Here is a 21,561-nt window from a genome sequence, read left to right as displayed (position 1 = left end):
CAAGCCCCCTCGCCACAACAAGCCCCCACACAAAATGGGGCAAGCCGTGAATCAGCGCTTGTCGCGGCGCTTTTTGTCGGCTTTCTTGTGGTGCGACATCATCCGGCGCTTCTTGTTGACCTGGCGGTCGGTCAGCGAGTTCTTGTTGCCTTCGTACGGGTTCTCGCCGCCCTTGAACTCGATGCGGATCGGCGTACCGACCAGCTTCAAGACACGGCGATAAGTGTTTTCCAGATAGCGCACGTAAGACTTCGGCACCTTCTCGATCTGGTTACCGTGAATCACGATGATCGGCGGGTTAGCCCCACCCAAGTGGGCATAACGCAGCTTGATCCGACGGTTGTTGACCATCGGCGGCGCGTGCTCACCGACCGCATCTTCCAGAATCGTGGTCAGGCGGTTGGTCGGCCAGCGGGTGACCGCAGACTTGAACGAGTTCTGTACGGAGGCGTAGAGGTTGCCCACGCCCGTGCCGTGCAGGGCCGAGATGAAGTGAATGTCAGCGTAGTCAACGAAGAACAGTCGACGTTGCAGCTCGACCTTCACGAAGTCGCGCTCGCTCGGCGTCATGCCGTCCCACTTGTTGATCGCGATGACCAGCGCACGACCCGACTCAATGGCAAAGCCCAGCAGGTTGAGGTCGTGGTCGACCACACCTTCGCGGGCGTCCATCACAAAGATCACCACGTTGGCATCTTTGATCGCCTGCAAGGTTTTGACCACGGAGAACTTTTCAACTTCTTCGTGGATCTTGCCGCGCTTACGCACGCCGGCGGTGTCGATCAGCGTGTACTTCTCGTCGTTACGCTCGAACGGGATGTAGATACTGTCGCGCGTGGTGCCGGGCTCGTCATAGACGATTACCCGGTCTTCACCGAGCATACGGTTGACCAGGGTCGACTTGCCGACGTTCGGACGGCCGATGATCGCGATCTTGATCCCGTCTTTTTCGCTTGGGCCAGGAATGCGCTTGGCTTCCTCGCCTTCGGCAACGATCTCTTCCTCGCCTTCTTCCGGCTCGTCATCGTCTTTCGGGAAGTCGCTGAGGGCGATTTCCAGCATCTGGGTGATGCCACGACCATGAGCACCGGCGATAGGGATCGCGTGGCCCATGCCCAACGGGGCGAATTCGGCGCGGGCCATTTCAGGGTCGATGTTGTCGACCTTGTTGGCAACCACGTAAGAACGCTTGTTACGTTTGCGCAAATGCTCGGCGATCATCTGGTCGGCGGCGGTGAAACCGGCCTTGGCATCTACCAGGAACAGAACGACATCCGCTTCTTCAATGGCCAGCAGCGACTGCTCGGCCATTTTTTCGTCCATACCGTGCTCGTCACCGGAGATACCGCCGGTGTCGACCAGAATGTAGGAACGCCCTTGCCACTTGGCCTCACCGTATTGGCGATCACGGGTCAGACCGGACAAGTCGCCGACGATGGCGTCACGAGTCCTGGTCAGGCGGTTGAACAAGGTGGACTTGCCGACGTTCGGTCGGCCCACCAGGGCGATTACGGGAACCATGCGGCTCTCCACTTCGTTATTTCAGAAAATACAAAAGCCGCTGCGAGGCAGCGGCTGGTGCTCGGGGCAGCGCTTGAGGGCGCTGCGAACCTTGCAGAGCAAGGCTGCCTGGGGTTAAACCCCAAGCATAGTCAAACCTTTACTTAATGGTCAGGGCTTCCAGCTTGCCACTGTTGCCATACAGATAAATCGTGTCACCCACCACCAGCGGACGGGCACGCAGGCCATCGCTGTCGATGCGCTCGCGGCCGACGAAACGACCGTCCACCTGGCTCAGCAGATGCAGGTAGCCTTCCATGTCGCCGACTGCAACGTAGCTGGAGAACACTTCCGGAGCCGACAGTTGACGACGAGCCAGCGAATCGTTGCTCCACAAGGCTGTGGTGGAACGTTCGTCGACGCCTTCAACGGTACCCGAAGACAGACTCACGTAGACGTTGCCAAAACCCTGGGCAACACCGGCATAGCTGGAAGCATCACGCTGCCAGAGCTGACGACCGCTTTGCAGGTCCAGTGCCGCAACGCGACCCTGGTAGCTGGCGACGTACAGCGTTTCGCCGGAAAGCAGCAGGCCGCCGTCGATATCGACAACGCGCTCCAGTTCCGAACGACCCTGTGGAATTGCTACACGTTGTTCCCACACCGGCACGCCGTTGGAAATATCGAGAGCGACCACTTTACCGGTCGACAGGCCAGCCACCGCGAGGCGGTTGGTGACGATCGGCGCGCTGGTGCCGCGCAGGGTCAATACCGCTGGAGTGCTGTCATACAACCAGCGCTGGTTGCCGGTAGCGGCATCCAGACCGATCAGACGGTCATCCTGAGTCTGAACGACAACGACATCACCGTTGTTGGCCGGCGGTGCGAGGACTTCACTGGACACGCGAGCGCGCCATTTCTCTTCACCGTTGATGGCATCCAGGGCAACGATTTCGCCCTTGATCGTACCGATCAGGAGCAGACCGTAACTGACGCCGACAGCGCCGGATACAGGCAATTCGAGATCTTTCTTCCATTTGACGTCGCCATTGCTGCGATCCATCGCCATCACCACACCGGTGACGTCGGCGGCATAGATGGTATCGCCATCGATCGCCGGAACCAGCATGTTGTACGACTGGCCCTGACCGTCACCGATCGAACGACTCCACTGCTTTTGCAGAACCACTTCTTCTTTGAAGTCGGTCAACTCGGCCGGCGGCAGTTCTTTTTTGCTGTTGCTGCTGCAACCCGCGGCCAATATGGCCAGAGCCAGCAATGCTGCATGTTTCCAACGAATCACGTCACGCATCCCCTTTGGCCAGATCGTCCAGCTTGATTTGCAGGCCACCCACTGCCGCTTCATCCGACAGTGCCGCCTTGGCTTTTTGATACGCCGTGTTCGCTTCGTCGGTACGACCCAACTGCACCAGCAGGTCGCCCTTGAGTTCTTCGCGAGTAGCCAGGAATGCTTTATCGGCATCGCCTTCGAGCAGTTTCAGGGCTTCATCGGCCTTGTTCTGCGCGGCCAGCACCTGCGCCAGGCGCTGACGAGCAATTTCGCCCAGCGCCGGGTTGGCCGGCTTGGCAACAATGGCTTTCAGCTCGCCGGCTGCGTCATCCAGCTTGCCGCTGTCGACCGCAACTTTTGCCATGAACAGGCTGCCGTACTGCGCGTAAGCGCTACCGCCGAACTCGCTGTTGAGCTTGCCGGCCAGGTCCGCAACACGGGCAGCATCAGGCTTGCCGTCAGGCGTCAGCGTGGTTTCCAGCAGTTGCTGATAGAGCACCGAGGCGCCTTGCGACTGATTGCTCTGATACTTTTGAAAAGCCTGCCAGCCGAACACGATGACCAGCGCCAACAGGCCGCCAGTGACCAGGGGCTTGCCGTTGCGTGTCCACCAGTCCTTCAACTCCGCCAGATGTTCGTCTTCGGTACTCGACACCCCAATACTCCTTAATCGCTAAATCGGCTGTTTGACAGCTTCAACCCTGCACGACGCAGGTGGCCAGGTGTGCTGCAAGCGCATCCCAGGCAATGCTTTGTTGTTCGCCCTGGCCACGCAGGGGTTTGAAACCTACCACTTGCTGGGCCATTTCGTCGTCACCGAGGATCAGCGCGTATAACGCACCACTCTTGTCGGCTTTCTTGAACTGGCTTTTGAAGCTGCCGGCACCGGCATTCACTTGCAGGCGCAGGTTGGGCAATTGATCACGAACACGTTCACTCAGGGCCAGGCCGGCCAACTCGGCGGCTTCACCGAAGGCGCAGAGGTAGACGTCGACCTGACGGGAAATCTCTTCCGGGATCTGTTCCAGGGTTTCAAGCAACAGCACCAGGCGCTCGATGCCCATGGCGAAACCAACGCCAGGGGTCGGCTTGCCGCCCATCTGTTCCACCAGACCGTCGTAGCGACCACCGGCACACACAGTGCCCTGGGCGCCCAGTTTGTCGGTGACCCATTCGAAAACGGTCTTGCTGTAGTAATCCAGCCCGCGAACCAGCTTCGGGTTGATCACGTAAGGAATGCCGGCGGCGTCCAGGCGAGCCTTGAGGCCCTCGAAGTGCACGCGGGATTCTTCGTCGAGGTAGTCGGCCATTTTCGGCGCGTCGGCCAACACGGCTTGAGTGTCAGCGTTCTTGGTATCCAGAACCCGCAAAGGGTTGGTTTTCAGACGGCGCTGGCTGTCTTCGTCCAGCATGTCCAAACGGGCCGAAAGGAACTCGACCAACGCTTCGCGATAACGACCACGGGACTCGGCAGTGCCGAGACTGTTGAGTTCAAGCTTGACCGCATCACGGATGCCCAGCTCGCCCCACAGGCGCCAGGTCAGCACGATCAGCTCGGCGTCGATGTCCGGACCGTCGAGGTTGAAGACTTCGCAACCGATCTGGTGGAACTGGCGATAACGGCCTTTCTGCGGACGTTCGTGGCGGAACATCGGGCCGATGTACCAGAGTTTCTGCACCTGGCCACCGCCGGTGATACCGTGCTCGAGCACCGCACGCACGCAGGCCGCTGTGCCTTCGGGGCGCAGGGTCAGGGAGTCGCCGTTGCGGTCGTCGAAGGTGTACATCTCTTTTTCGACGATGTCGGTCACTTCACCGATGGAGCGCTTGAACAGCTCGGTGAACTCGACGATCGGCATGCGGATCTGCTTGTAACCGTAGTTATCCAGCAAACGCGAGACGGTGCCTTCGAAATGACGCCACAGGGGAGTCTGCTCGGGCAGGATGTCGTTCATGCCACGTATGGCTTGCAGAGACTTGCTCACTTTAAAATCCTTAAATTCGTTCGGCTCTTTAGTCAGGCTCAGCCACGCGCGATCAAGGCAGCGTCAGCTTCGACCTTTTCGGCCGCTTTCTGGCGGATCAAGCGTTCAAGCTCATCCACCAGATTGTCATTCGTCAGTTTCTGCGCCGGCTTGCCATCGATGTAAATCAGGTTTGGCGTGCCGCCGGTCAAGCCGATATGGGCTTCCTTGGCTTCACCCGGTCCGTTGACCACGCAACCGATGACCGCGACATCCAGCGGCACCAGCAGGTCTTCGAGGCGCCCTTCCAGCTCGTTCATGGTCTTGACCACATCGAAGTTCTGCCGCGAGCAGCTCGGGCAGGCGATGAAGTTGATGCCACGGGAACGCAAATGCAGGGATTTGAGAATGTCGTAGCCGACTTTCACTTCCTCGACCGGGTCGGCCGCCAACGAGATGCGAATAGTATCGCCAATCCCTTCGGCGAGCAGCATACCGAGGCCCACGGCGGATTTCACTGTGCCTGAACGCAAACCACCGGCTTCGGTGATGCCCAGGTGCAGCGGCTGGACGATTTCCTTGGCCAGCAAGCGGTAAGCGGCGACGGCCATGAACACGTCGGAAGCTTTCACACTGACCTTGAAGTCCTGGAAATTCAGGCGCTCAAGGTGTTCGACGTGACGCAGGGCAGATTCAACCAGCGCAGCCGGAGTCGGCTCGCCGTATTTCTTTTGCAGGTCTTTTTCCAGGGAACCGGCGTTCACGCCGATGCGGATGGGAATCCCGCGATCGCGAGCGGCATCGACTACCGCACGCACGCGGTCTTCGCGACCGATGTTGCCCGGATTGATGCGCAGGCAGTCAACGCCCAGTTCGGCTACGCGCAGAGCGATCTTGTAGTCGAAGTGGATGTCGGCAACCAACGGCACCTTGACCAGTTGCTTGATCTTGCCGAAAGCCTCAGCGGCATCCATGTCGGGCACGGAAATACGCACGATATCGACGCCAGCCGCTTCCAGACGATTGATCTGGGCCACGGTGGCGGCGACATCATTGGTGTCGCTGTTGGTCATGCTCTGCACAGCGATAGGCGCATCGCCGCCAACAGGCACGTTACCGACCCAGATCTTGCGAGATTCGCGACGTTTGATTGGAGATTCGCCGTGCATGACTTATTGACCCAACTTCAGGCGAGCAGTCTCGCCACTGGTGAACGGAGCGACATCAACCACCTGCCCGTTGTAGCTGACCTGCGCGCCGCGGGCGAAGCCCAGACGCACGGAAAACGGTGGCTTGCCGCTCACGGAAACGTTTTCGCCTTTGCGCTTGAGACCGCTCAACAACACCTTGCCGGTGCCATCGGTCACTTGCGTCCAGCAATCGGCAGTGTATTGCAGTTGAACCTGACCCTGGCCGGCAACCGGAGCAGCCGCTGCCGAAGGGGGAATGGTCGGAGTAACCGAAGCGCTCGCAGGCGGGGTTGATACCACAGGAGCTGTCGGGGCTGGCGCGACTGGAATGGAGACAACCGGAGCGGTGCTGTGGGCAGGTGCAGCAGGCGCTGGTGCAGCCGGTGCAGCCGGTGCAGCCGCTTCAGTTTCGGCCGGTGCTTCAGCCGACGTATCGGCTTGCGGCAACGCAAGAGCGGTGGTGCCGTCAGCCTGACCTTGCGCGACAGCCTGGTCTTCCGGCTCGTCCAGCGGATGGATCTGGGTAGTGCCGTCAGCGCCTTCGACTTCCACGTGTTCCGGGCTCAGGCTAGTCAGGTCTTTGGTACGCAATGAGGTCTGATCCTGCCACCAGACAAAACCACCACCGATCACTGCAAACAGCAACAGCAGGCTGACCACTCGCAAAATGGTGTGGGAAACCCGAACCGGCTCTTCGATACGTCCCAGGCTATGGACGTTGCTGCCCTGGGAGTCGGTGCCGGTGGATTGGTCGAACTGCTGGACCAGTACGGTTTGATCCATGCCGAGCAATTTCGCGTAGGCACGAATATAACCGCGAGCAAAGGTATGCCCAGGCAGCTTGTCGAAAGCGCCGGCTTCCAGATTGCTCAGGGAATTGACGGTGAGGTTGAGCTTGAGGGCCACTTCGGCCAGCGACCAGCCATTGCTTTCGCGAGCCTGGCGTAAAGTTTCACCGGGATTAACGCGATTCGCTGCTACAACTTCGGGATGCGCCGCTTTCATCATTGCTCCGACAGGTATTGCTGATATTCCGGCGTACCGGGATAGAGTCGTTTTAGTTGCAGGCCAAAACTGGCGGCCTTGTCGCGATCATCAAACACTTTTGCCAGCCGAACGCCGAGCAATAGACTACGTGCATTTTGCTCGGTGAGCAGGCTAAAACGATCGTAATAGTCGCGCGCGGGCACATAATGCCTGTCTTCGAAGGACAACTCAGCCATTTCCAGCAATGCACGCGGTTGTTGGCGATTCAACCGCAGGGCTTTTTCCAGCTGCTGCTGCGCCAGATCGCGCTGCCCCAGCTTCGAAGCGGTCATACCGAGGTTCTCGAACACCCGCGAACGCTCAGGATACAAAGTGTCAGCGGCGGCCTGTTCAAAGCGCTCGTAAGCTTCTTTGTAGCGTTTCTCTTCGAAAAGAAAACTGCCGTAGTTGTTCAGGATTCGCGCATCGTTGGGGCTGGAAGACAGCGCCTTACGAAAATGCTTATCCGCCAGCTCCGGCTCCATCTCTGCCTGGAATACCAGACCCAGCGCAGCGTTGGCATCCGGGTCCGAGTCATCCAGGTCCAGGGCTTTTTTCAACGGTACTTTCGCCCGTTCGGTCATGCCCTGCTGCAAGTACCCCAACCCCAGCTGCACATAGGCAACACGCGCTTCATCGCGGCCCTTGCTGGTCTTCATCGGGTTGAAATCGCCCGACAGGACACAACCAGCACACAGGCTGGCCAACAGCAAAAGCAGCGCGAAGCGCAGGGACATAGAGATCCTCTCTTAATTATTGTTCGCAGCGTTCTGTGCGATATCGTTTTCGGCGCTCAACTCGCGCACGGCGATATAACGTTCGCTGCGACGGGTGCGATCCAGCACCTGTCCTACCAATTGGCCACACGCGGCATCGATGTCTTCACCGCGGGTGGTGCGGACGGTGACATTGAAGCCGGCATGGTGAAGCTGATCCTGGAAACGACGAATCGCGTTGTTGCTCGGACGCTCGTAACCGGAATGCGGGAACGGGTTGAACGGAATCAGGTTGATCTTGCACGGGATGTTCTTGAGCAACTCGATCATCTCAACGGCATGTTCAACCTTGTCATTGATGTCCTTGAGCAAGGTGTACTCGATGGTCAGCACGCGCTTCTCGCCCAGGGACGACATGTAGCGCTGGCACGACTCGAGCAGCATCTTAAGCGGATATTTCTTGTTGATCGGCACCAATTGGTTACGCAATGCGTCGTTCGGTGCGTGCAGGGACAACGCCAGGGAGACGTCGATGTGCTTGGACAGCTCATCAATCATCGGCACCACACCCGATGTAGACAGGGTTACGCGGCGCTTGGAGATCCCGTAGCCCAGGTCATCCATCATCAGATGCATGGCGGCCACGACGTTGTCGAAGTTCAGCAGCGGCTCACCCATGCCCATCATCACCACGTTGGTGATGGCACGGTCGGCGGTCGCCGGGATGCTGCCGAACGATTTATTGGCAATCCACACCTGGCCGATCACTTCGGCGGCGGTGAGGTTACTGTTGAAACCTTGCTTGCCGGTGGAGCAGAAACTGCAATCCAGGGCACAGCCTGCCTGGGACGAAACGCACAAAGTGCCGCGTTTGCCCTGGGGAATGTACACGGTCTCGACGCAGCTGCCGGACGCCACGCGCACCACCCACTTGCGGGTGCCGTCGGTGGAAATGTCCTCGCTGACAACTTCAGGACCGCGAACTTCGGCAATAGCCTTGAGCTTGTCGCGCAAGGCCTTGCTGACGTTCGTCATGGCGTCGAAATCATCGACGCCAAGGTGGTGAATCCATTTCATTACCTGACCGGCACGGAAACGCTTCTCCCCGATCGAGTCGAAGAATTTTTCCATTTCCTGTTGAGTCAGACCCAGCAGGTTGGTTTTTACAGTCGATGTAGTCATGGATTCACCTTCACTCTTAAGCCAATGCTTAGCGAGTGGTTACTTCAGTAGCTGCGAAGAAGTACGAGATTTCGCGAGCAGCAGCGGCTTCGGAGTCCGAACCGTGTACAGCGTTGGCGTCGATGGAATCAGCGAAGTCAGCGCGGATGGTGCCGGCAGCAGCTTCTTTAGGGTTGGTAGCGCCCATCAGCTCACGGTTCAGAGCGATAGCGTTTTCGCCTTCCAGAACCTGAACGACAACCGGACCGGAGATCATGAAAGCAACCAGGTCGTTGAAGAAACCACGAGCGCTGTGCTCAGCGTAGAAGCCTTCAGCTTCAGCTTTGGACAGTTGCTTCAGTTTCGAAGCTACAACGCGCAGGCCAGCTTTTTCGAAACGAGTGGTGATCTCGCCGATAACGTTTTTTGCAACAGCGTCAGGCTTGATGATGGAGAAAGTACGTTGAACAGCCATGGTGTAACTCCAGAAACGGTAATTTGCGAAAAATTAAACCCGCGAATTATACGCGGGTTCTTGGGTATTGCCTAACTGCATACGGCGCAGACTCAGTCTGCTTCTTCGATCCAGGCGGCCTGAATGGCTTCAAGTACCTTCTCGCCACCGCGGGTCGGATCATCACTGAACTCCGGCAATGCCAGCACCCATTTGTGCAGATCGACGAAGTTCACATAACGCGGATCCACATCCGGCTTGGATTCAGCCAGCTGGATCGCGATTTCCAGCACATCAACCCATTTCAGACTCATTTCAGTTCCTTGAATCAGTGCGGCGCTTCAGCCGCATGGTTGACCGAGTATTTTGGAATTTCGACAGTCAGGTCTTCATTCCCGACAATCGCCTGACAGCCTAGACGCGATTGCGCCTCCAGACCCCAGGCACGATCCAGAAAGTCTTCTTCCAGCTCATCCGCTTCTTCCAGCGAGTCGAAACCTTCGCGGATGATGCAGTGGCAGGTGGTGCAGGCGCAGACGCCGCCACAGGCGCTTTCCATCTCGATATGGTGTTCGTGGGCCAGCTCGAGAATGGAGATGCCAGGCTCAGCCTCCACAACCATACCTTCCGGGCAGAACTTCTCGTGTGGCAGAAAAATGACCTGTGGCATCGTTATTCCTCAATCTCATTCAGGTTGCGCCCCGCCAGCGCGGCTTTCACCGTCGAGTCCAGGCGGCGGGCAGCAAAGGCGTCGGTCACTTGCGACAGACGCTTGGTCTGCTGCTCGATGGCGTAACCATCGGTGCCTTTCATCAGTTCGGTCAGTTCCTGCATCTGCAATTCGATGACCATGCGCTCTTCGGCGTCGAGCAAGCGCTCGCCATCGACGTCGAGGGCGCCCTGCACCGCTTCGATCAGGCGCTGCGCATCGACCTGCTGTTCACGCAAGACACGAGCGACCTTGTCGTCGCTGGCGTGCTGGAAGGAATCCTTGAGCATCTTGGCAATTTCGCCGTCCGTCAGACCGTAGGACGGCTTGACCTGGATGCTGGCCTCAATGCCCGAGCCCAGCTCGCGGGCAGAAACATTGAGCAGACCGTCGGCATCGACCTGGAAAGTCACGCGAATCTTCGCCGCACCGGCCACCATCGCCGGAATGCCGCGCAATTCGAAGCGTGCCAGGGAGCGGCAGTCGCTGATCAGCTCGCGCTCGCCCTGCAATACGTGGATCGCCATGGCCGACTGGCCATCTTTATAGGTCGTGAAGTCCTGAGCGCGGGCGACAGGAATGGTGGTGTTGCGCGGAATCACCTTCTCCATCAGTCCGCCCATGGTTTCCAGCCCCAGGGACAACGGAATCACATCGAGCAGCAGCAGTTCATCGCCATCGCGCTTGTTGCCGGCCAGCGTATCAGCCTGGATCGCGGCACCGATGGCCACCACTTGATCCGGATCGATTTCGGTCAGCGGCTCGCGACCGAAGGCTTCTGCGACGGCTTCGCGGACGCGAGGCACACGGGTCGAACCGCCCACCATGACGACCGCGTGCACTTCGTCCAGCTCGATGCCGGAATCACGCACAGCGCGGCGACAGGCTTTCAGGCTGCGGGCAACCATTGGTTCGATCAGCGTATTGAAGGCTTCACGGGTCAACTCGGCTTTCCAGTCGCTATAAGTGACTTCAACGGACGAAGCATTGGTCAGCGCTTCTTTGGCCGCACAAGCGGTTTGCAGCAGATTGCGTTGCGCACCCGGATCGAGGTCAGCAGACAGACCGGCGCTCTCGATGATCCAGCCGGCAATTGCATGGTCGAAGTCATCGCCGCCCAGCGCGCTGTCGCCGCCGGTAGCCAAAACCTCAAACACACCGCCGGTCAGGCGCAGAATCGAAATATCGAAGGTACCGCCGCCCAGGTCATAAATGGCGACCAGGCCTTCAGCGTGCTGATCCAGACCGTAAGCCACAGCGGCGGCAGTCGGCTCGTTGAGCAGCCGCAGTACGTTAAGGCCAGCCAGTTTGGCCGCATCCTTGGTGGCTTGACGCTGAGCATCGTCGAAATAGGCCGGAACGGTGATCACCGCACCTACCAGTTCGCCACCCAACGTCGCTTCGGCGCGCTGACGCAGCACTTTCAGGATATCGGCGGAGACTTCGATCGGGCTTTTCGGGCCCTGGATCGTGTCGATGAACGGCATGTGCGACTCGCCGCCGACGAAGCGGTACGGCAGTTGGTCGCCCAATTGCTTGACGTCGGACAAACCACGACCCATCAAGCGCTTGACCGACAGCACGGTGTTCAAAGGGTCGGTGGCGGCAGCCAGCTTGGCCGACTCGCCTACTTCAACGCGATCAGCGTGGTAGCGCACCGCGGACGGCAGGATGACCTGCCCGTCAGCGTCAGCCAGAGGCTCGGAAAGACCACTGCGCAACGCAGCGACCAGCGAATTGGTAGTGCCCAAGTCGATCCCCACAGCCAGACGACGCTGGTGCGGTTGAGGACTTTGGCCGGGTTCGGCGATCTGCAGTAGGGCCATCGTTATCAGGACTTATCTGTATATCAGGCGTGCGACCGGAGCGGCACTGGGTTAATCGTCGAGGCGCTCTTCTAACTGGCGCACTTCGTAGGTGAGCTTGTCGAGAAACTGCATGCGCCGCATCAGGCGTTCGGCCCGTTCACGTTGCGCAGCATCGTTCCAGCAAGCCGAGAAGCTTTGGTTCAGTTCATCCTGGGCAAACTTCAGGCGACGCTTGAAGACGGCAACGCCATTGAGGTCGGCGCTGTCCTGCAGGTCTTCGAGCTCTTCACGCAACTCCATCTGCTGCAGAAGAAACTCCGGATCATGCACCGTGACCTCCAGCGGCAGCTCGCCACCATTCAAGGCGAGCAGGTAACGCGCGCGCTTGGGTGGATTTTTGAGCGTCTGGTAGGCCTCGTTGAGGCTCGCGGATTGCTCTAGCGCCAGCCGCTGCTCACGCTCGGAAGCATCAGCGAAGCGGTCCGGATGAACGCCGCGCGCCAACTCACGGTAGCGCGTAGCCAGCTGATCGAGGTCCAGATCGAAACTCGGTTGCAGCTCAAATAAAGCGAAATGACAAGGAGTACCCACGACAAGCCTCAAATGTTGAAGCTTTCGCCGCAGCCACATTCACCGCGAACGTTGGGGTTGTTGAACTTGAAGCCTTCGTTCAACCCTTCCTTGACGAAATCGAGTTCGGTACCGTCCAGGTAGGCCAGGCTTTTCGGGTCGATGATCACTTTCTCGCCGTGACTTTCGAACACCTGATCCTCTGCAACCACCTCGTCGACAAACTCCAGCACGTAGGCAAGGCCGGAACAGCCTGTAGTGCGAACACCCAGACGAATCCCTTCACCTTTGCCGCGCCCGTTGAGGGAGCGTCGCACGTGTTGAGCAGCCGCTTCTGTCATGCTGATAGCCATCGGTGACTCCTTACTCGTCGCCAAATCTTGAAAGTCAGATCAAGCCTTTCTTCTGCTTGTAGTCGCGAACGGCCGCTTTGATAGCGTCTTCAGCAAGTACGGAGCAGTGAATTTTTACTGGCGGCAGAGCCAGTTCTTCGGCCAGCTGAGTGTTTTTGATGGTCTCTGCTTCATCCAGAGTCTTGCCTTTCATCCACTCGGTCGCCAGGGAGCTGGAGGCGATAGCCGAACCGCAACCGTAGGTCTTGAACTTGGCGTCTTCGATGATGCCTTGCTCGTTGACCTTGATCTGCAGGCGCATCACGTCGCCGCACGCCGGAGCGCCGACCATGCCGGTGCCGACATCTGGGTCTTCCGCGTCCATCTTGCCGACGTTGCGCGGGTTCTCGTAGTGGTCGATGACCTTTTCGCTGTAAGCCATGATTCTTAATCCTCACTCATCAGAGAGTCGCTCTTGAAGCCCTGCGCCCGAAGGTTCGCAGGGCCGGTTTGCGGCGACTTGAAATCAGTGTGCCGCCCACTCGATTTTCGAAATGTCGACACCGTCTTTGTACATGTCCCACAGCGGCGACAGAGTGCGCAGCTTGGTAACGGCCTCGCAGACTTTCTGCGCGGCGTAGTCGATTTCTTCTTCGGTGGTGAAACGGCCGAAGGTGAAGCGAATCGAGCTGTGTGCCAGTTCGTCGTTGCGGCCCAGGGCGCGCAGTACGTACGAAGGCTCAAGGGAAGCCGAGGTGCAGGCCGAACCGGACGAAACCGCCAGATCCTTGAGCGCCATGATCAGCGACTCGCCTTCAACGTAGTTGAAGCTCAGGTTCAGGTTGTGCGGTACGCGGGCGGTCATGCTGCCGTTGATGTACAGCTCTTCCAGGCCTTCGACCTGCTTGAAGAAGCGGTCACTCAGGGCCTTGATGCGGATGTTCTCGGCAACCATGTCTTCCTTGGCTACGCGGAAGGCTTCGCCCATGCCGACGATCTGGTGAGTCGCCAGGGTGCCGGAACGCATGCCACGTTCGTGACCGCCGCCGTGCATGGTCGCTTCGATGCGAACACGCGGCTTGCGGCTCACGTACAGTGCGCCGATGCCTTTAGGGCCGTAAGTTTTGTGGGCAGAGAACGACATCATGTCGACTTTCAGCTTCGACAGGTCGATATCGACCTTGCCGGTGGACTGAGCAGCGTCGACGTGGAACAGGATGCCCTTGGAGCGGGTCAGTTCGCCGATGGCTGCGATGTCGTTGATGGTGCCGATTTCGTTGTTCACGTGCATGACCGAAACCAGGATGGTGTCGTCGCGCAGGGCGGCTTCGATCATCTCCGGAGTGACCAGGCCATCAGTGCGAGGCTCGATGTAGGTGACTTCAAAGCCTTCACGCTCCAGTTGGCGCATGGTGTCGAGGACAGCCTTGTGCTCAATCTTGGTGGTGATCAGGTGCTTGCCTTTGGTGGCATAGAAATGCGCCGCACCCTTGATTGCCAGGTTGTCGGACTCGGTGGCACCGGAGGTCCAGACGATTTCACGCGGATCGGCGTTGACCAGGTCAGCGACCTGACGACGAGCGTTTTCGACGGACTCTTCAGCTTTCCAGCCGAACACGTGGGAACGGGACGCCGGGTTACCGAAGTTTCCGTCGACCAGCAGGCATTCACTCATCTTTTGCGCGACACGCGGATCAACCGGGGTGGTCGCAGAGTAATCAAGGTAAATCGGCAATTTCATGGACTATCTCCTAAATCAGGCTGGCTGGCGTGCCGCTAGCTCTTTGGCTGTCATTCGACGGCGGACGCTTCAATCTTGTCCAGGCGTGGCGCCTTGCTGTTGCAACGGCGCTGATCCTGACGCTGGGCTACTTCTTGTACCTCACGGCGAGTGACAAGGTCAGCCAAGCTGATACCGCTGAGAAATTCGTGAATCTGCAGGCTCAGATCGCACCACAAGTGGTGGGTCAGACAGGTGTCGCCTTGATGGCAATCACCCTGGCCCTGGCATTTGGTGGCATCGACCGATTCGTTCACCGCATCGATCACCTGGGCGACCTGGATACCCTGCATGTCGCGCGACAGCTGATAGCCGCCGCCCGGACCACGGACGCTGGACACCAGATTGCTGCGGCGCAATTTGGCGAAGAGCTGTTCGAGGTAGGACAGGGAGATGCCTTGGCGCTCGGAGATATCGGCCAGGGACACCGGCCCGTGCTGCGCGTGCAACGCCAGGTCAAGCATGGCGGTCACGGCGTATCGGCCTTTTGTAGTCAGTCGCATGGACAATTACCACGGAGTTCGGAATGGGGCGAGTATGCAATTCCCGAGTATTTAAGTCAACTATAAGACCTAGTGCTTTACTCGGGATTACCCGCAAAAGAGCGGCCGCATCATAACAAAGGCTGGCGGCGTACAGCCAGCAATTGCGCGTTATCGTTCATCGCGAGCAGGCTCACTCCCACACCAGACCTTCGTCGAACACAGAATATGTGGGCACAGAAGATCCAATGTGGGAATGAGCCTGCTCGCGATTGAAGTCGACGCGGTTTAGCTGGCCTGGCTCTGATCCTTGTCCTTCACACAGGCAAAGTCTTCTTCGCGCAGCTCAGGCAGATCTTTCGCACAGTAATTACTGCCCAGGTCTTTCAGCGCCCCGCACATCCCCTCCAGGCGCCCGTCAACCGCCTGCAAATGATCGAGCAACTGATTGATGGCGCGCGCCACCGGGTCCGGCATGTCTTCACCCACCCCATAGGCATCGAAACCGATCTTCTCAGCCATGGCCTTGCGCTTGGCGTCCTGCTCTTCATCGGACTTGACGATGATCCGGCCCGGAATCCCCACCACTGTCGCCCCGGGCGGGACCGCCTTGGTGACCACGGCATTGGAACCAACCTTGGCGCCAGCACCGACCGTAAACGGGCCAAGCACCTTGGCCCCAGCCCCGACCACTACGCCATCTTCAAGCGTCGGGTGGCGCTTGCCCTTGTTCCAGCTGGTGCCGCCGAGGGTCACGCCCTGATAAAGGGTGACGTCATTGCCGATCTCAGCAGTTTCACCGATGACGATGCCCATGCCATGGTCGATAAAGAAGCGACGACCGACCTTGGCACCCGGATGGATTTCGATCCCGGTCAACCAGCGACCGAAGTTCGACACCAGTCGCGCCAGCCACTTCCAGCCCATGCCCCACAGAGCTGACGACAAGCGGTGGATCCAGATGGCGTGCATGCCCGGGTAGCACGTCAGAACTTCAAAGGCGTTGCGCGCTGCCGGATCACGATGGAAAACACTCTGGATATCTTCACGCAAACGCTCGAACATTTTTAATCCTTCCGCTTAAGAAGCTCACCACGGGCCGCTTTCTGGGTTTCCGTGAGGATGCCACGCAATATATTCATTTCCGCCCGGCTGACCGAGCTGCGTCCGTACAACCGGCGCAGGCGCGCCATCAAGTGCCGCGGCTTTTCCGGATCGAGGAATTCAATGGCCACCAGGGTTTGCTCCAGGTGCTCATAGAATCGCTCCAGCTCATCCATGGTCGCCAGCTCAGCGCTTTTGACGGAGGCCACTTCTTCCTTCTCGACCTTGCTCGGCCGGCCTTGGGCCGCCAGCCAGGACATGCGCACTTCATAACTCAACACCTGAACCGCCGCCCCAAGGTTCAGCGAACTGAACTCAGGGTCTGATGGGATGTGCACGTGATAATGACATCGCTGCAGCTCTTCATTGGTCAGGCCGGAATCTTCTCGACCAAAGACCAAGGCAATCTCGGCACCCTGCGCTGCCTCCTCGACCACTTTCACCCCGCATTCGCGGGGATCGAGCAACGGCCAGGGAATGCGACGGTCACGGGCGCTGGTGCCGAGCACCAGATTGCAGCCGACCAAGGCATCTTCCAAGGTGGCGACGACTTGCGCGTTTTCAAGGATGTCACCGGCACCGGAAGCACGAACATCGGCCTCGTGGTGCGGGAACAACCGCGGTTCGACCAGCACCAGCCGCGACAGGCCCATGTTCTTCATGGCACGCGCAGCACCGCCGATATTCCCGGGGTGGCTGGTATTGACCAGGACGACACGAATGTTTTGCAGCAAGGGAGGCGCTCTCGAACACTTTAATGGGGAGCAGAATCTTACAGCTCAACCTACCGTTAAGCTATGAAAGCGAACACCGACCTTCTCCTGTAGAAACTTTCTGATAGAATGCCCGGCTTTCTTTAACAACCTTAGGTGACACATCCATGCAGCCCATGCTGAATATCGCGCTGCGCGCCGCCCGCAGCGCCAGTGAATTGATCTTCCGCTCCATCGAGCGCCTGGATACCATCAAGGTCGACGAAAAAGACGCCAAGGATTACGTATCCGAGGTGGATCGCGCCGCTGAGCAAAAAATCATCGACGCGCTGCGCAAGGCCTACCCGAATCACTCGATCATGGGTGAAGAAACCGGCATGCACGCCGGCACCGGGATCGAAGGCGAAGAGTACCTGTGGATCATCGACCCACTGGACGGCACCACCAACTTCCTGCGCGGCATTCCTCACTTCGCTGTCAGCATCGCCTGCAAATACCGCGGTCGCCTGGAACACGCTGTGGTTCTGGACCCGGTTCGCCAGGAAGAATTCACCGCCAGCCGTGGTCGCGGCGCTCAACTGAACGGTCGTCGTCTGCGCGTCAGCGGCCGCACCAGCCTGGACGGCGCCCTGCTGGGTACCGGCTTCCCGTTCCGCGATGACCAAATGGACAACCTCGACAACTACCTGGGCATGTTCCGCGCCCTGGTTGGCCAGACTGCCGGCATCCGCCGCGCTGGCTCGGCAAGCCTGGACCTGGCTTACGTAGCGGCCGGCCGTTTCGACGCCTTCTGGGAGTCGGGCCTGTCCGAGTGGGACATGGCTGCAGGCGCCCTGCTGATCCAGGAAGCAGGCGGCTTGGTGAGCGACTTCACCGGTGGTCACGACTTCCTTGAGAAAGGCCATGTCGTTGCCGGTAACACCAAATGCTTCAAAGCAGTACTGACGGCCATCCAGCCGCACCTGCCGGCCTCGCTGAAACGCTAAGCGAGCAGCCACAAAAAAGCACCTCTCGGGGTGCTTTTTTTATGCCTGAAATCCAATTCCCGAAAACACCACAGGTTCAATGTGGGAGCGGGCTTGCTCGCGAAAGCGGTGTATCAGCCACCGTCAATATTGAATGTGAAGCCGCCTTCGCGAGCAAGCCCGCTCCCACAAGGAATTGGTGGTGAGGCATAAATTCCGGGCACAAAAAAAGCACCCCGCAGAGTGCTTCTTTTTGATTTTGGCAATCAGCTGATTATTGAGCTGGAGCCGGCTCGTTCTGCGACAGGACCAATTTACCGTCCTTGTCGACCGGAATCTGGTTGCCCGGATCGCGATCCATCCGCACTTTGCCTTCCTTGCCATCCAGCGAATAACGCACGTCGTAACCTACAACCTTGTCGCTGATGTCATGCACCGTGTTACAGCGGGTTTGAGTCGTGGTGTAGGTGTCACGCTCCTGCATGCCTTCTTGCACCTTGTTACCCGCATAACCGCCGCCGACCGCACCGGCCACTGTGGCGATTTTCTTGCCAGTACCGCCGCCGATCTGATTACCCAACAGACCACCCGCCAGCGCACCAACCACCGTACCGGCGATCTGGTGTTGATCTTTCACCGGCGCTTGCCGGGTAACCGCTACGTCCTTGCACACTTCACGTGGCGTCTTGATTTGCGTCTTGACCGGTTCAACGGCTAGAACTTGCGCATATTCAGGGCCGCTATTAACCAGCTTGTAGGTGGCAACAGCACCTCCGGCTGTTACACCGACAGCACCCAATACTGCACCAACCAGCATCGACTTGTTCACATGAACCTCCTGACCATCACATGCGGGACAAGCCCGCGCTTCTCCCAGCCTTGGAGCATAAAAAAAGGCGCGAGTTCAATACTCGCGCCTTTTCGGCCGACAGCTGGAAAACGATAGCCGTTATGGGCGGTCGTCGACTTCCTTGTCGGTAGCCACTGCAGGAATCAGATCCTCAGTGCTCAGGTTCAGCCAGATCAGCACGACGTTAGCGATGTAGATCGACGAGTAGGTACCCGCCAACACACCGATAAACAGCGCGATAGAGAAGCCGAACAGGTTATCGCCACCGAAGAACAACAGAGCCGCGATCGCCAGCAAGGTGGAGATCGACGTCGCCATGGTCCGCAGCAGGGTTTGCGTGGTCGAGATGTTGATGTTCTCGATCAGGGTCGCCTTGCGCAGTACGCGAAAGTTCTCACGAACCCGGTCGAATACCACGATGGTGTCGTTGAGCGAGTAACCGATAATCGCCAGCACCGCCGCCAACACTGTCAGGTCGAAGGTGATCTGGAAGAACGACAGGATACCGATGGTCACGATCACGTCGTGAATCAACGAAACGATGGCACCGACCGCGAACTTCCACTGAAAGCGGAAAGCCAGGTAGATCAGGATGCCGCCGAGCGCCATCAGCATGCCGAGGCCGCCCTGGTCGCGCAGCTCTTCACCGACCTGAGGGCCGACGAATTCGACGCGCTTGACCGTTGCCGGGTTATCGCCGCCAACCTTCAGCAGCGCTTCTGCCACTTGATGACCCAGCTGCGGGTCTTCACCTGGCATACGCACCAGCAAATCGGTAGTCGCACCGAAGCTCTGAACGACCGCATCGTTATAACCCGATGTAACCAGCTGCTCACGCACCTTGGTGACGTCGGCCGGACGCTCGTAGGTCAGCTCGATGAGCGTACCGCCGGTGAAGTCCAGGCCCCAGTTCATGCCCTTGGTGGCGACACTGAACAATGCCAGTGCCGTGAGGAACAATGTGACGCCGAACGCAAAGTTGCGAACGCCCATGAAGTTGATTGTACGTAACATGGCAGCCCCTTAAATCCACAACTTCTTGAAGTCACGACCGCCGAAGATCAGGTTGACCATCGCGCGGGTCACCATGATGGCCGTGAACATCGAGGTAAAGATCCCGAGGGACATGGTCACTGCGAAGCCCTTGACCGGGCCGGTGCCCATCGCAAAGAGAATCCCGCCGACCAACAAGGTTGTCAGGTTGGCGTCGAGAATCGCGGTGAATGCCCGGCCGAAGCCTTCGTTGATTGCCCGTTGCACGCTCATGCCCGCCGCGATCTCTTCACGTATCCGCGAGAAGATCAGAACGTTGGCGTCGACGGCCATACCCATGGTCAACACGATACCGGCGATACCCGGCAGGGTCAGCGTTGCACCCAGCAGCGACATCAGGGCCAGCAGCAGCACCATGTTCACCGCCAGCGCGACGGTGGCGATGATGCCGAAGAAGCGGTAGATGGCGATGATGAACAGCGAGACAAACAGCATGCCCCACAGCGATGCATCGATACCTTTGACGATGTTGTCGGCACCCAGGCTTGGGCCAATGGTGCGCTCTTCAGCGAAGTACATTGGTGCAGCCAGACCACCGGCACGCAGCAGCAGCGCCAGTTCGGACGACTCGCCCTGACCGTTCAGGCCGGTGATGCGGAATTGAGCACCCAGCGGCGACTGGATGGTCGCCAGACTGATGATCTTTTTCTCTTCCTTGAACGTCTGGACCGGCACTTCTTTCTCGACGCCGTTAACCACTTGCTTGACGTAAGAGGTAACCGGACGCTGCTCGATAAAGATCACGGCCATGCTGCGACCGACGTTGCTGCGAGTCGCACGACTCATCAGCTCGCCACCGTGGCCATCCAGACGGATGTTCACTTCCGGCGTGCCTTGCTCGCCGAAGCCAGCCTTGGCGTCAGTCACCTGGTCGCCCGTGATGATCAAGCCACGCTCGATCTGTGCGGGCGGACGATTGCCTTCACGGAACTCGAAGGTTTCGGAAGTGGCTTTCGAAGCGCCTGGCTCAGCGGCCAGACGGAACTCAAGGTTGGCCGTCTTGCCGAGGATACGCTTGGCTTCGGCGGTGTCCTGCACGCCCGGCAGCTCAACCACGATGCGGTTGGCGCCCTGGCGCTGAACGATTGGCTCGGCAACACCCAGTTCGTTGACGCGGTTACGTACCGTGGTCAAGTTCTGCTTGATGGAGTATTCACGGATTTCCGCCAGCTTGGCCGGGGTCATCGCCAGACGCAGTACCGGCTGCCCATTGAGGTCGGCCGGAACAATATCGAAATCGTTGAAGCTCTTGCGGATCAGCGCACGGGCTTGTTCGCGGGCTGCCTCATCAGTGAAGCCCAGCTGTATGGCACCGTTGAGTTGCGGCAGGCTGCGATAGCGCAGTTTCTCTTTACGCAACAGGCTCTTCACATCGCCTTCGTACACTTTCAAGCGAGCGTCGAGGGCTTTGTCCATATCCACTTCCAGCAGGAAGTGCACGCCACCGGACAAGTCCAGACCCAGCTTCATCGGGTGCGCGGCCAGGCTGCGCAGCCATTGCGGGGTGGTTTGTGCCAAGTTCAGTGCAACGACGTAGTCATCACCCAATGCCTTGCGCACGACGTCTTTGGCAGGTAACTGGTCTTCAGCCTTGGTCAGACGAATCAGCCCGCCCTTGCCGTTTTCCGCCAGGGTGGCAGCCTTGACGTTGATCCCGGATTCCTTGAGCGCTGCGCTCACACGATCCAGATCAGCCTGATTGACCTGCAGCGAAGTGCTTGCACCGCTGACCTGAATGGCCGGGTCATCAGGATATAGATTGGGAGCGGAATAAATCAGACCGACCGCTAGCACCGCCAGGATCAGAATGTATTTCCACAGAGGGTATTTGTTCAGCATCACGCCGCCCGCTTATGACGCGGGGCGCCTTGCGCGCCCCGTCGATTGAGTAGA

Annotated in this window: 23 protein-coding genes; 1 reads left to right on the top strand and 22 read right to left on the bottom strand. The window is 58.7% G+C overall.

What is annotated here, in order from left to right; translation table 11 throughout:
* Positions 1-51: 51 nt before the first annotated feature.
* From der to trmJ, 19 genes are all read right to left on the bottom strand, one after another.
* Entirely contained in the window at positions 52-1,521 is a 1,470-nt protein-coding gene (der, locus tag ACQ4OB_RS17625; protein WP_074873955.1) for a ribosome biogenesis GTPase Der, read from the bottom strand.
* 139 nt (positions 1,522-1,660) lie between these two features.
* A complete protein-coding gene (gene bamB, locus ACQ4OB_RS17620; protein ID WP_074873954.1) occupies positions 1,661-2,812 on the bottom strand; it encodes an outer membrane protein assembly factor BamB in 1,152 nt (383 codons plus the stop codon).
* Complete coding sequence (locus tag ACQ4OB_RS17615) at positions 2,805-3,446, bottom strand: YfgM family protein (RefSeq protein WP_074873953.1); 642 nt, start codon at positions 3,444-3,446, stop codon at positions 2,805-2,807. Before ACQ4OB_RS17615 ends, bamB begins: the two co-directional genes overlap by 8 nt.
* Before the next feature lie 40 nt (positions 3,447-3,486).
* Positions 3,487-4,776, bottom strand: a complete 1,290-nt coding sequence (gene hisS, locus ACQ4OB_RS17610) for a histidine--tRNA ligase (protein ID WP_076028532.1) — start codon at positions 4,774-4,776, stop codon at positions 3,487-3,489.
* 38 nt (positions 4,777-4,814) lie between these two features.
* On the bottom strand, positions 4,815-5,924 hold the full coding sequence (gene ispG / locus ACQ4OB_RS17605) for a flavodoxin-dependent (E)-4-hydroxy-3-methylbut-2-enyl-diphosphate synthase (RefSeq protein WP_076028533.1): 1,110 nt from the start codon (positions 5,922-5,924) through the stop codon (positions 4,815-4,817).
* A 3-nt stretch (positions 5,925-5,927) separates the two neighbouring features.
* Positions 5,928-6,950, bottom strand: coding sequence for a RodZ domain-containing protein (locus ACQ4OB_RS17600; RefSeq protein WP_430956126.1), 1,023 nt, complete (start codon positions 6,948-6,950; stop codon positions 5,928-5,930).
* Positions 6,950-7,708: a type IV pilus biogenesis/stability protein PilW gene (pilW, locus tag ACQ4OB_RS17595; protein WP_074873949.1), complete on the bottom strand. Its 759-nt coding sequence runs from the start codon at positions 7,706-7,708 to the stop codon at positions 6,950-6,952. Before pilW ends, ACQ4OB_RS17600 begins: the two co-directional genes overlap by 1 nt.
* A 12-nt stretch (positions 7,709-7,720) precedes the next feature.
* The gene (gene rlmN / locus ACQ4OB_RS17590) at positions 7,721-8,869 is read right to left on the bottom strand and encodes a 23S rRNA (adenine(2503)-C(2))-methyltransferase RlmN (protein ID WP_074873948.1); all 1,149 of its coding nucleotides are present in this window, start codon (positions 8,867-8,869) and stop codon (positions 7,721-7,723) included.
* Positions 8,870-8,897: 28 nt separating this feature from the next.
* Positions 8,898-9,323: a nucleoside-diphosphate kinase gene (ndk, locus tag ACQ4OB_RS17585; protein WP_007903599.1), complete on the bottom strand. Its 426-nt coding sequence runs from the start codon at positions 9,321-9,323 to the stop codon at positions 8,898-8,900.
* 92 nt (positions 9,324-9,415) lie between these two features.
* Positions 9,416-9,616 carry a Fe-S cluster assembly protein IscX gene (iscX, locus tag ACQ4OB_RS17580; RefSeq protein WP_008147746.1) on the bottom strand — a complete coding sequence of 67 codons (201 nt, stop codon included), beginning with the start codon at positions 9,614-9,616 and terminating at the stop codon, positions 9,416-9,418.
* Positions 9,617-9,630: 14 nt separating this feature from the next.
* Complete coding sequence (gene fdx / locus ACQ4OB_RS17575; protein ID WP_074873947.1) at positions 9,631-9,972, bottom strand: ISC system 2Fe-2S type ferredoxin; 342 nt, start codon at positions 9,970-9,972, stop codon at positions 9,631-9,633.
* A 2-nt stretch (positions 9,973-9,974) separates the two neighbouring features.
* Complete coding sequence (hscA, locus tag ACQ4OB_RS17570; protein ID WP_430956125.1) at positions 9,975-11,837, bottom strand: Fe-S protein assembly chaperone HscA; 1,863 nt, start codon at positions 11,835-11,837, stop codon at positions 9,975-9,977.
* Positions 11,838-11,888: 51 nt separating this feature from the next.
* Positions 11,889-12,410, bottom strand: a complete 522-nt coding sequence (hscB, locus tag ACQ4OB_RS17565; RefSeq protein WP_074873945.1) for a co-chaperone HscB — start codon at positions 12,408-12,410, stop codon at positions 11,889-11,891.
* Positions 12,411-12,418: 8 nt separating this feature from the next.
* Entirely contained in the window at positions 12,419-12,742 is a 324-nt protein-coding gene (gene iscA, locus ACQ4OB_RS17560; protein WP_007903589.1) for an iron-sulfur cluster assembly protein IscA, read from the bottom strand.
* A gap of 34 nt (positions 12,743-12,776) precedes the next feature.
* Positions 12,777-13,163 (bottom strand): Fe-S cluster assembly scaffold IscU, encoded by a 387-nt coding sequence (gene iscU / locus ACQ4OB_RS17555; RefSeq protein WP_003443374.1) that lies wholly within the window; start codon positions 13,161-13,163, stop codon positions 12,777-12,779.
* 84 nt (positions 13,164-13,247) lie between these two features.
* The gene (locus ACQ4OB_RS17550) at positions 13,248-14,462 is read right to left on the bottom strand and encodes an IscS subfamily cysteine desulfurase (RefSeq protein WP_074873944.1); all 1,215 of its coding nucleotides are present in this window, start codon (positions 14,460-14,462) and stop codon (positions 13,248-13,250) included.
* A 50-nt stretch (positions 14,463-14,512) separates the two neighbouring features.
* Positions 14,513-15,004, bottom strand: a complete 492-nt coding sequence (gene iscR, locus ACQ4OB_RS17545; protein ID WP_007903581.1) for a Fe-S cluster assembly transcriptional regulator IscR — start codon at positions 15,002-15,004, stop codon at positions 14,513-14,515.
* Positions 15,005-15,271: 267 nt separating this feature from the next.
* Positions 15,272-16,048, bottom strand: coding sequence for a serine O-acetyltransferase (gene cysE / locus ACQ4OB_RS17540; RefSeq protein WP_007903579.1), 777 nt, complete (start codon positions 16,046-16,048; stop codon positions 15,272-15,274).
* A 2-nt stretch (positions 16,049-16,050) separates the two neighbouring features.
* Positions 16,051-16,821, bottom strand: coding sequence for a tRNA (cytosine(32)/uridine(32)-2'-O)-methyltransferase TrmJ (gene trmJ, locus ACQ4OB_RS17535; protein ID WP_430956124.1), 771 nt, complete (start codon positions 16,819-16,821; stop codon positions 16,051-16,053).
* A 146-nt stretch (positions 16,822-16,967) separates the two neighbouring features.
* Here trmJ and suhB point away from each other — a divergent pair, with 146 nt between their 5' ends.
* A complete protein-coding gene (gene suhB, locus ACQ4OB_RS17530) occupies positions 16,968-17,786 on the top strand; it encodes a type III secretion system regulator SuhB (protein ID WP_007982736.1) in 819 nt (272 codons plus the stop codon).
* Between the two features lie 253 nt (positions 17,787-18,039).
* On the opposite strand, the gene ACQ4OB_RS17525 is transcribed toward suhB, so the two are convergent.
* The 3 genes from ACQ4OB_RS17525 to secD form a co-directional block, all read right to left on the bottom strand.
* On the bottom strand, positions 18,040-18,594 hold the full coding sequence (locus ACQ4OB_RS17525) for a glycine zipper 2TM domain-containing protein (protein WP_074873942.1): 555 nt from the start codon (positions 18,592-18,594) through the stop codon (positions 18,040-18,042).
* 120 nt (positions 18,595-18,714) lie between these two features.
* The gene (secF, locus tag ACQ4OB_RS17520) at positions 18,715-19,629 is read right to left on the bottom strand and encodes a protein translocase subunit SecF (protein ID WP_076028538.1); all 915 of its coding nucleotides are present in this window, start codon (positions 19,627-19,629) and stop codon (positions 18,715-18,717) included.
* A gap of 9 nt (positions 19,630-19,638) precedes the next feature.
* Complete coding sequence (secD, locus tag ACQ4OB_RS17515) at positions 19,639-21,507, bottom strand: protein translocase subunit SecD (protein WP_074873940.1); 1,869 nt, start codon at positions 21,505-21,507, stop codon at positions 19,639-19,641.
* Between the last annotated feature and the right edge of the window lie 54 nt (positions 21,508-21,561).

The organism is Pseudomonas sp. ES4 (assembly GCF_050586665.1).
Taxonomy (GTDB): domain Bacteria; phylum Pseudomonadota; class Gammaproteobacteria; order Pseudomonadales; family Pseudomonadaceae; genus Aquipseudomonas; species Aquipseudomonas frederiksbergensis.
Note: the sequence above shows the minus strand (reverse complement) of the source record. Positions and strands in the feature narration are given on the sequence as shown.

Coding starts and splice junctions, on each gene's coding strand:
- ispG (WP_076028533.1), bottom strand. CDS start 5,924: ATGCACGGCGAATCTCCAATCAAACGTCGCGAATCTCGCAAGATCTGG.
- suhB (WP_007982736.1), top strand. CDS start 16,968: ATGCAGCCCATGCTGAATATCGCGCTGCGCGCCGCCCGCAGCGCCAGT.
- iscU (WP_003443374.1), bottom strand. CDS start 13,163: ATGGCTTACAGCGAAAAGGTCATCGACCACTACGAGAACCCGCGCAAC.
- cysE (WP_007903579.1), bottom strand. CDS start 16,048: ATGTTCGAGCGTTTGCGTGAAGATATCCAGAGTGTTTTCCATCGTGAT.
- secD (WP_074873940.1), bottom strand. CDS start 21,507: ATGCTGAACAAATACCCTCTGTGGAAATACATTCTGATCCTGGCGGTG.
- pilW (WP_074873949.1), bottom strand. CDS start 7,708: ATGTCCCTGCGCTTCGCGCTGCTTTTGCTGTTGGCCAGCCTGTGTGCT.
- rlmN (WP_074873948.1), bottom strand. CDS start 8,869: ATGACTACATCGACTGTAAAAACCAACCTGCTGGGTCTGACTCAACAG.
- iscR (WP_007903581.1), bottom strand. CDS start 15,004: ATGCGACTGACTACAAAAGGCCGATACGCCGTGACCGCCATGCTTGAC.
- bamB (WP_074873954.1), bottom strand. CDS start 2,812: ATGCGTGACGTGATTCGTTGGAAACATGCAGCATTGCTGGCTCTGGCC.
- iscA (WP_007903589.1), bottom strand. CDS start 12,742: ATGGCTATCAGCATGACAGAAGCGGCTGCTCAACACGTGCGACGCTCC.
- iscX (WP_008147746.1), bottom strand. CDS start 9,616: ATGAGTCTGAAATGGGTTGATGTGCTGGAAATCGCGATCCAGCTGGCT.
- ACQ4OB_RS17550 (WP_074873944.1), bottom strand. CDS start 14,462: ATGAAATTGCCGATTTACCTTGATTACTCTGCGACCACCCCGGTTGAT.
- ndk (WP_007903599.1), bottom strand. CDS start 9,323: ATGGCTGTTCAACGTACTTTCTCCATCATCAAGCCTGACGCTGTTGCA.
- der (WP_074873955.1), bottom strand. CDS start 1,521: ATGGTTCCCGTAATCGCCCTGGTGGGCCGACCGAACGTCGGCAAGTCC.
- fdx (WP_074873947.1), bottom strand. CDS start 9,972: ATGCCACAGGTCATTTTTCTGCCACACGAGAAGTTCTGCCCGGAAGGT.
- ACQ4OB_RS17600 (WP_430956126.1), bottom strand. CDS start 6,950: ATGAAAGCGGCGCATCCCGAAGTTGTAGCAGCGAATCGCGTTAATCCC.
- hscA (WP_430956125.1), bottom strand. CDS start 11,837: ATGGCCCTACTGCAGATCGCCGAACCCGGCCAAAGTCCTCAACCGCAC.
- secF (WP_076028538.1), bottom strand. CDS start 19,629: ATGTTACGTACAATCAACTTCATGGGCGTTCGCAACTTTGCGTTCGGC.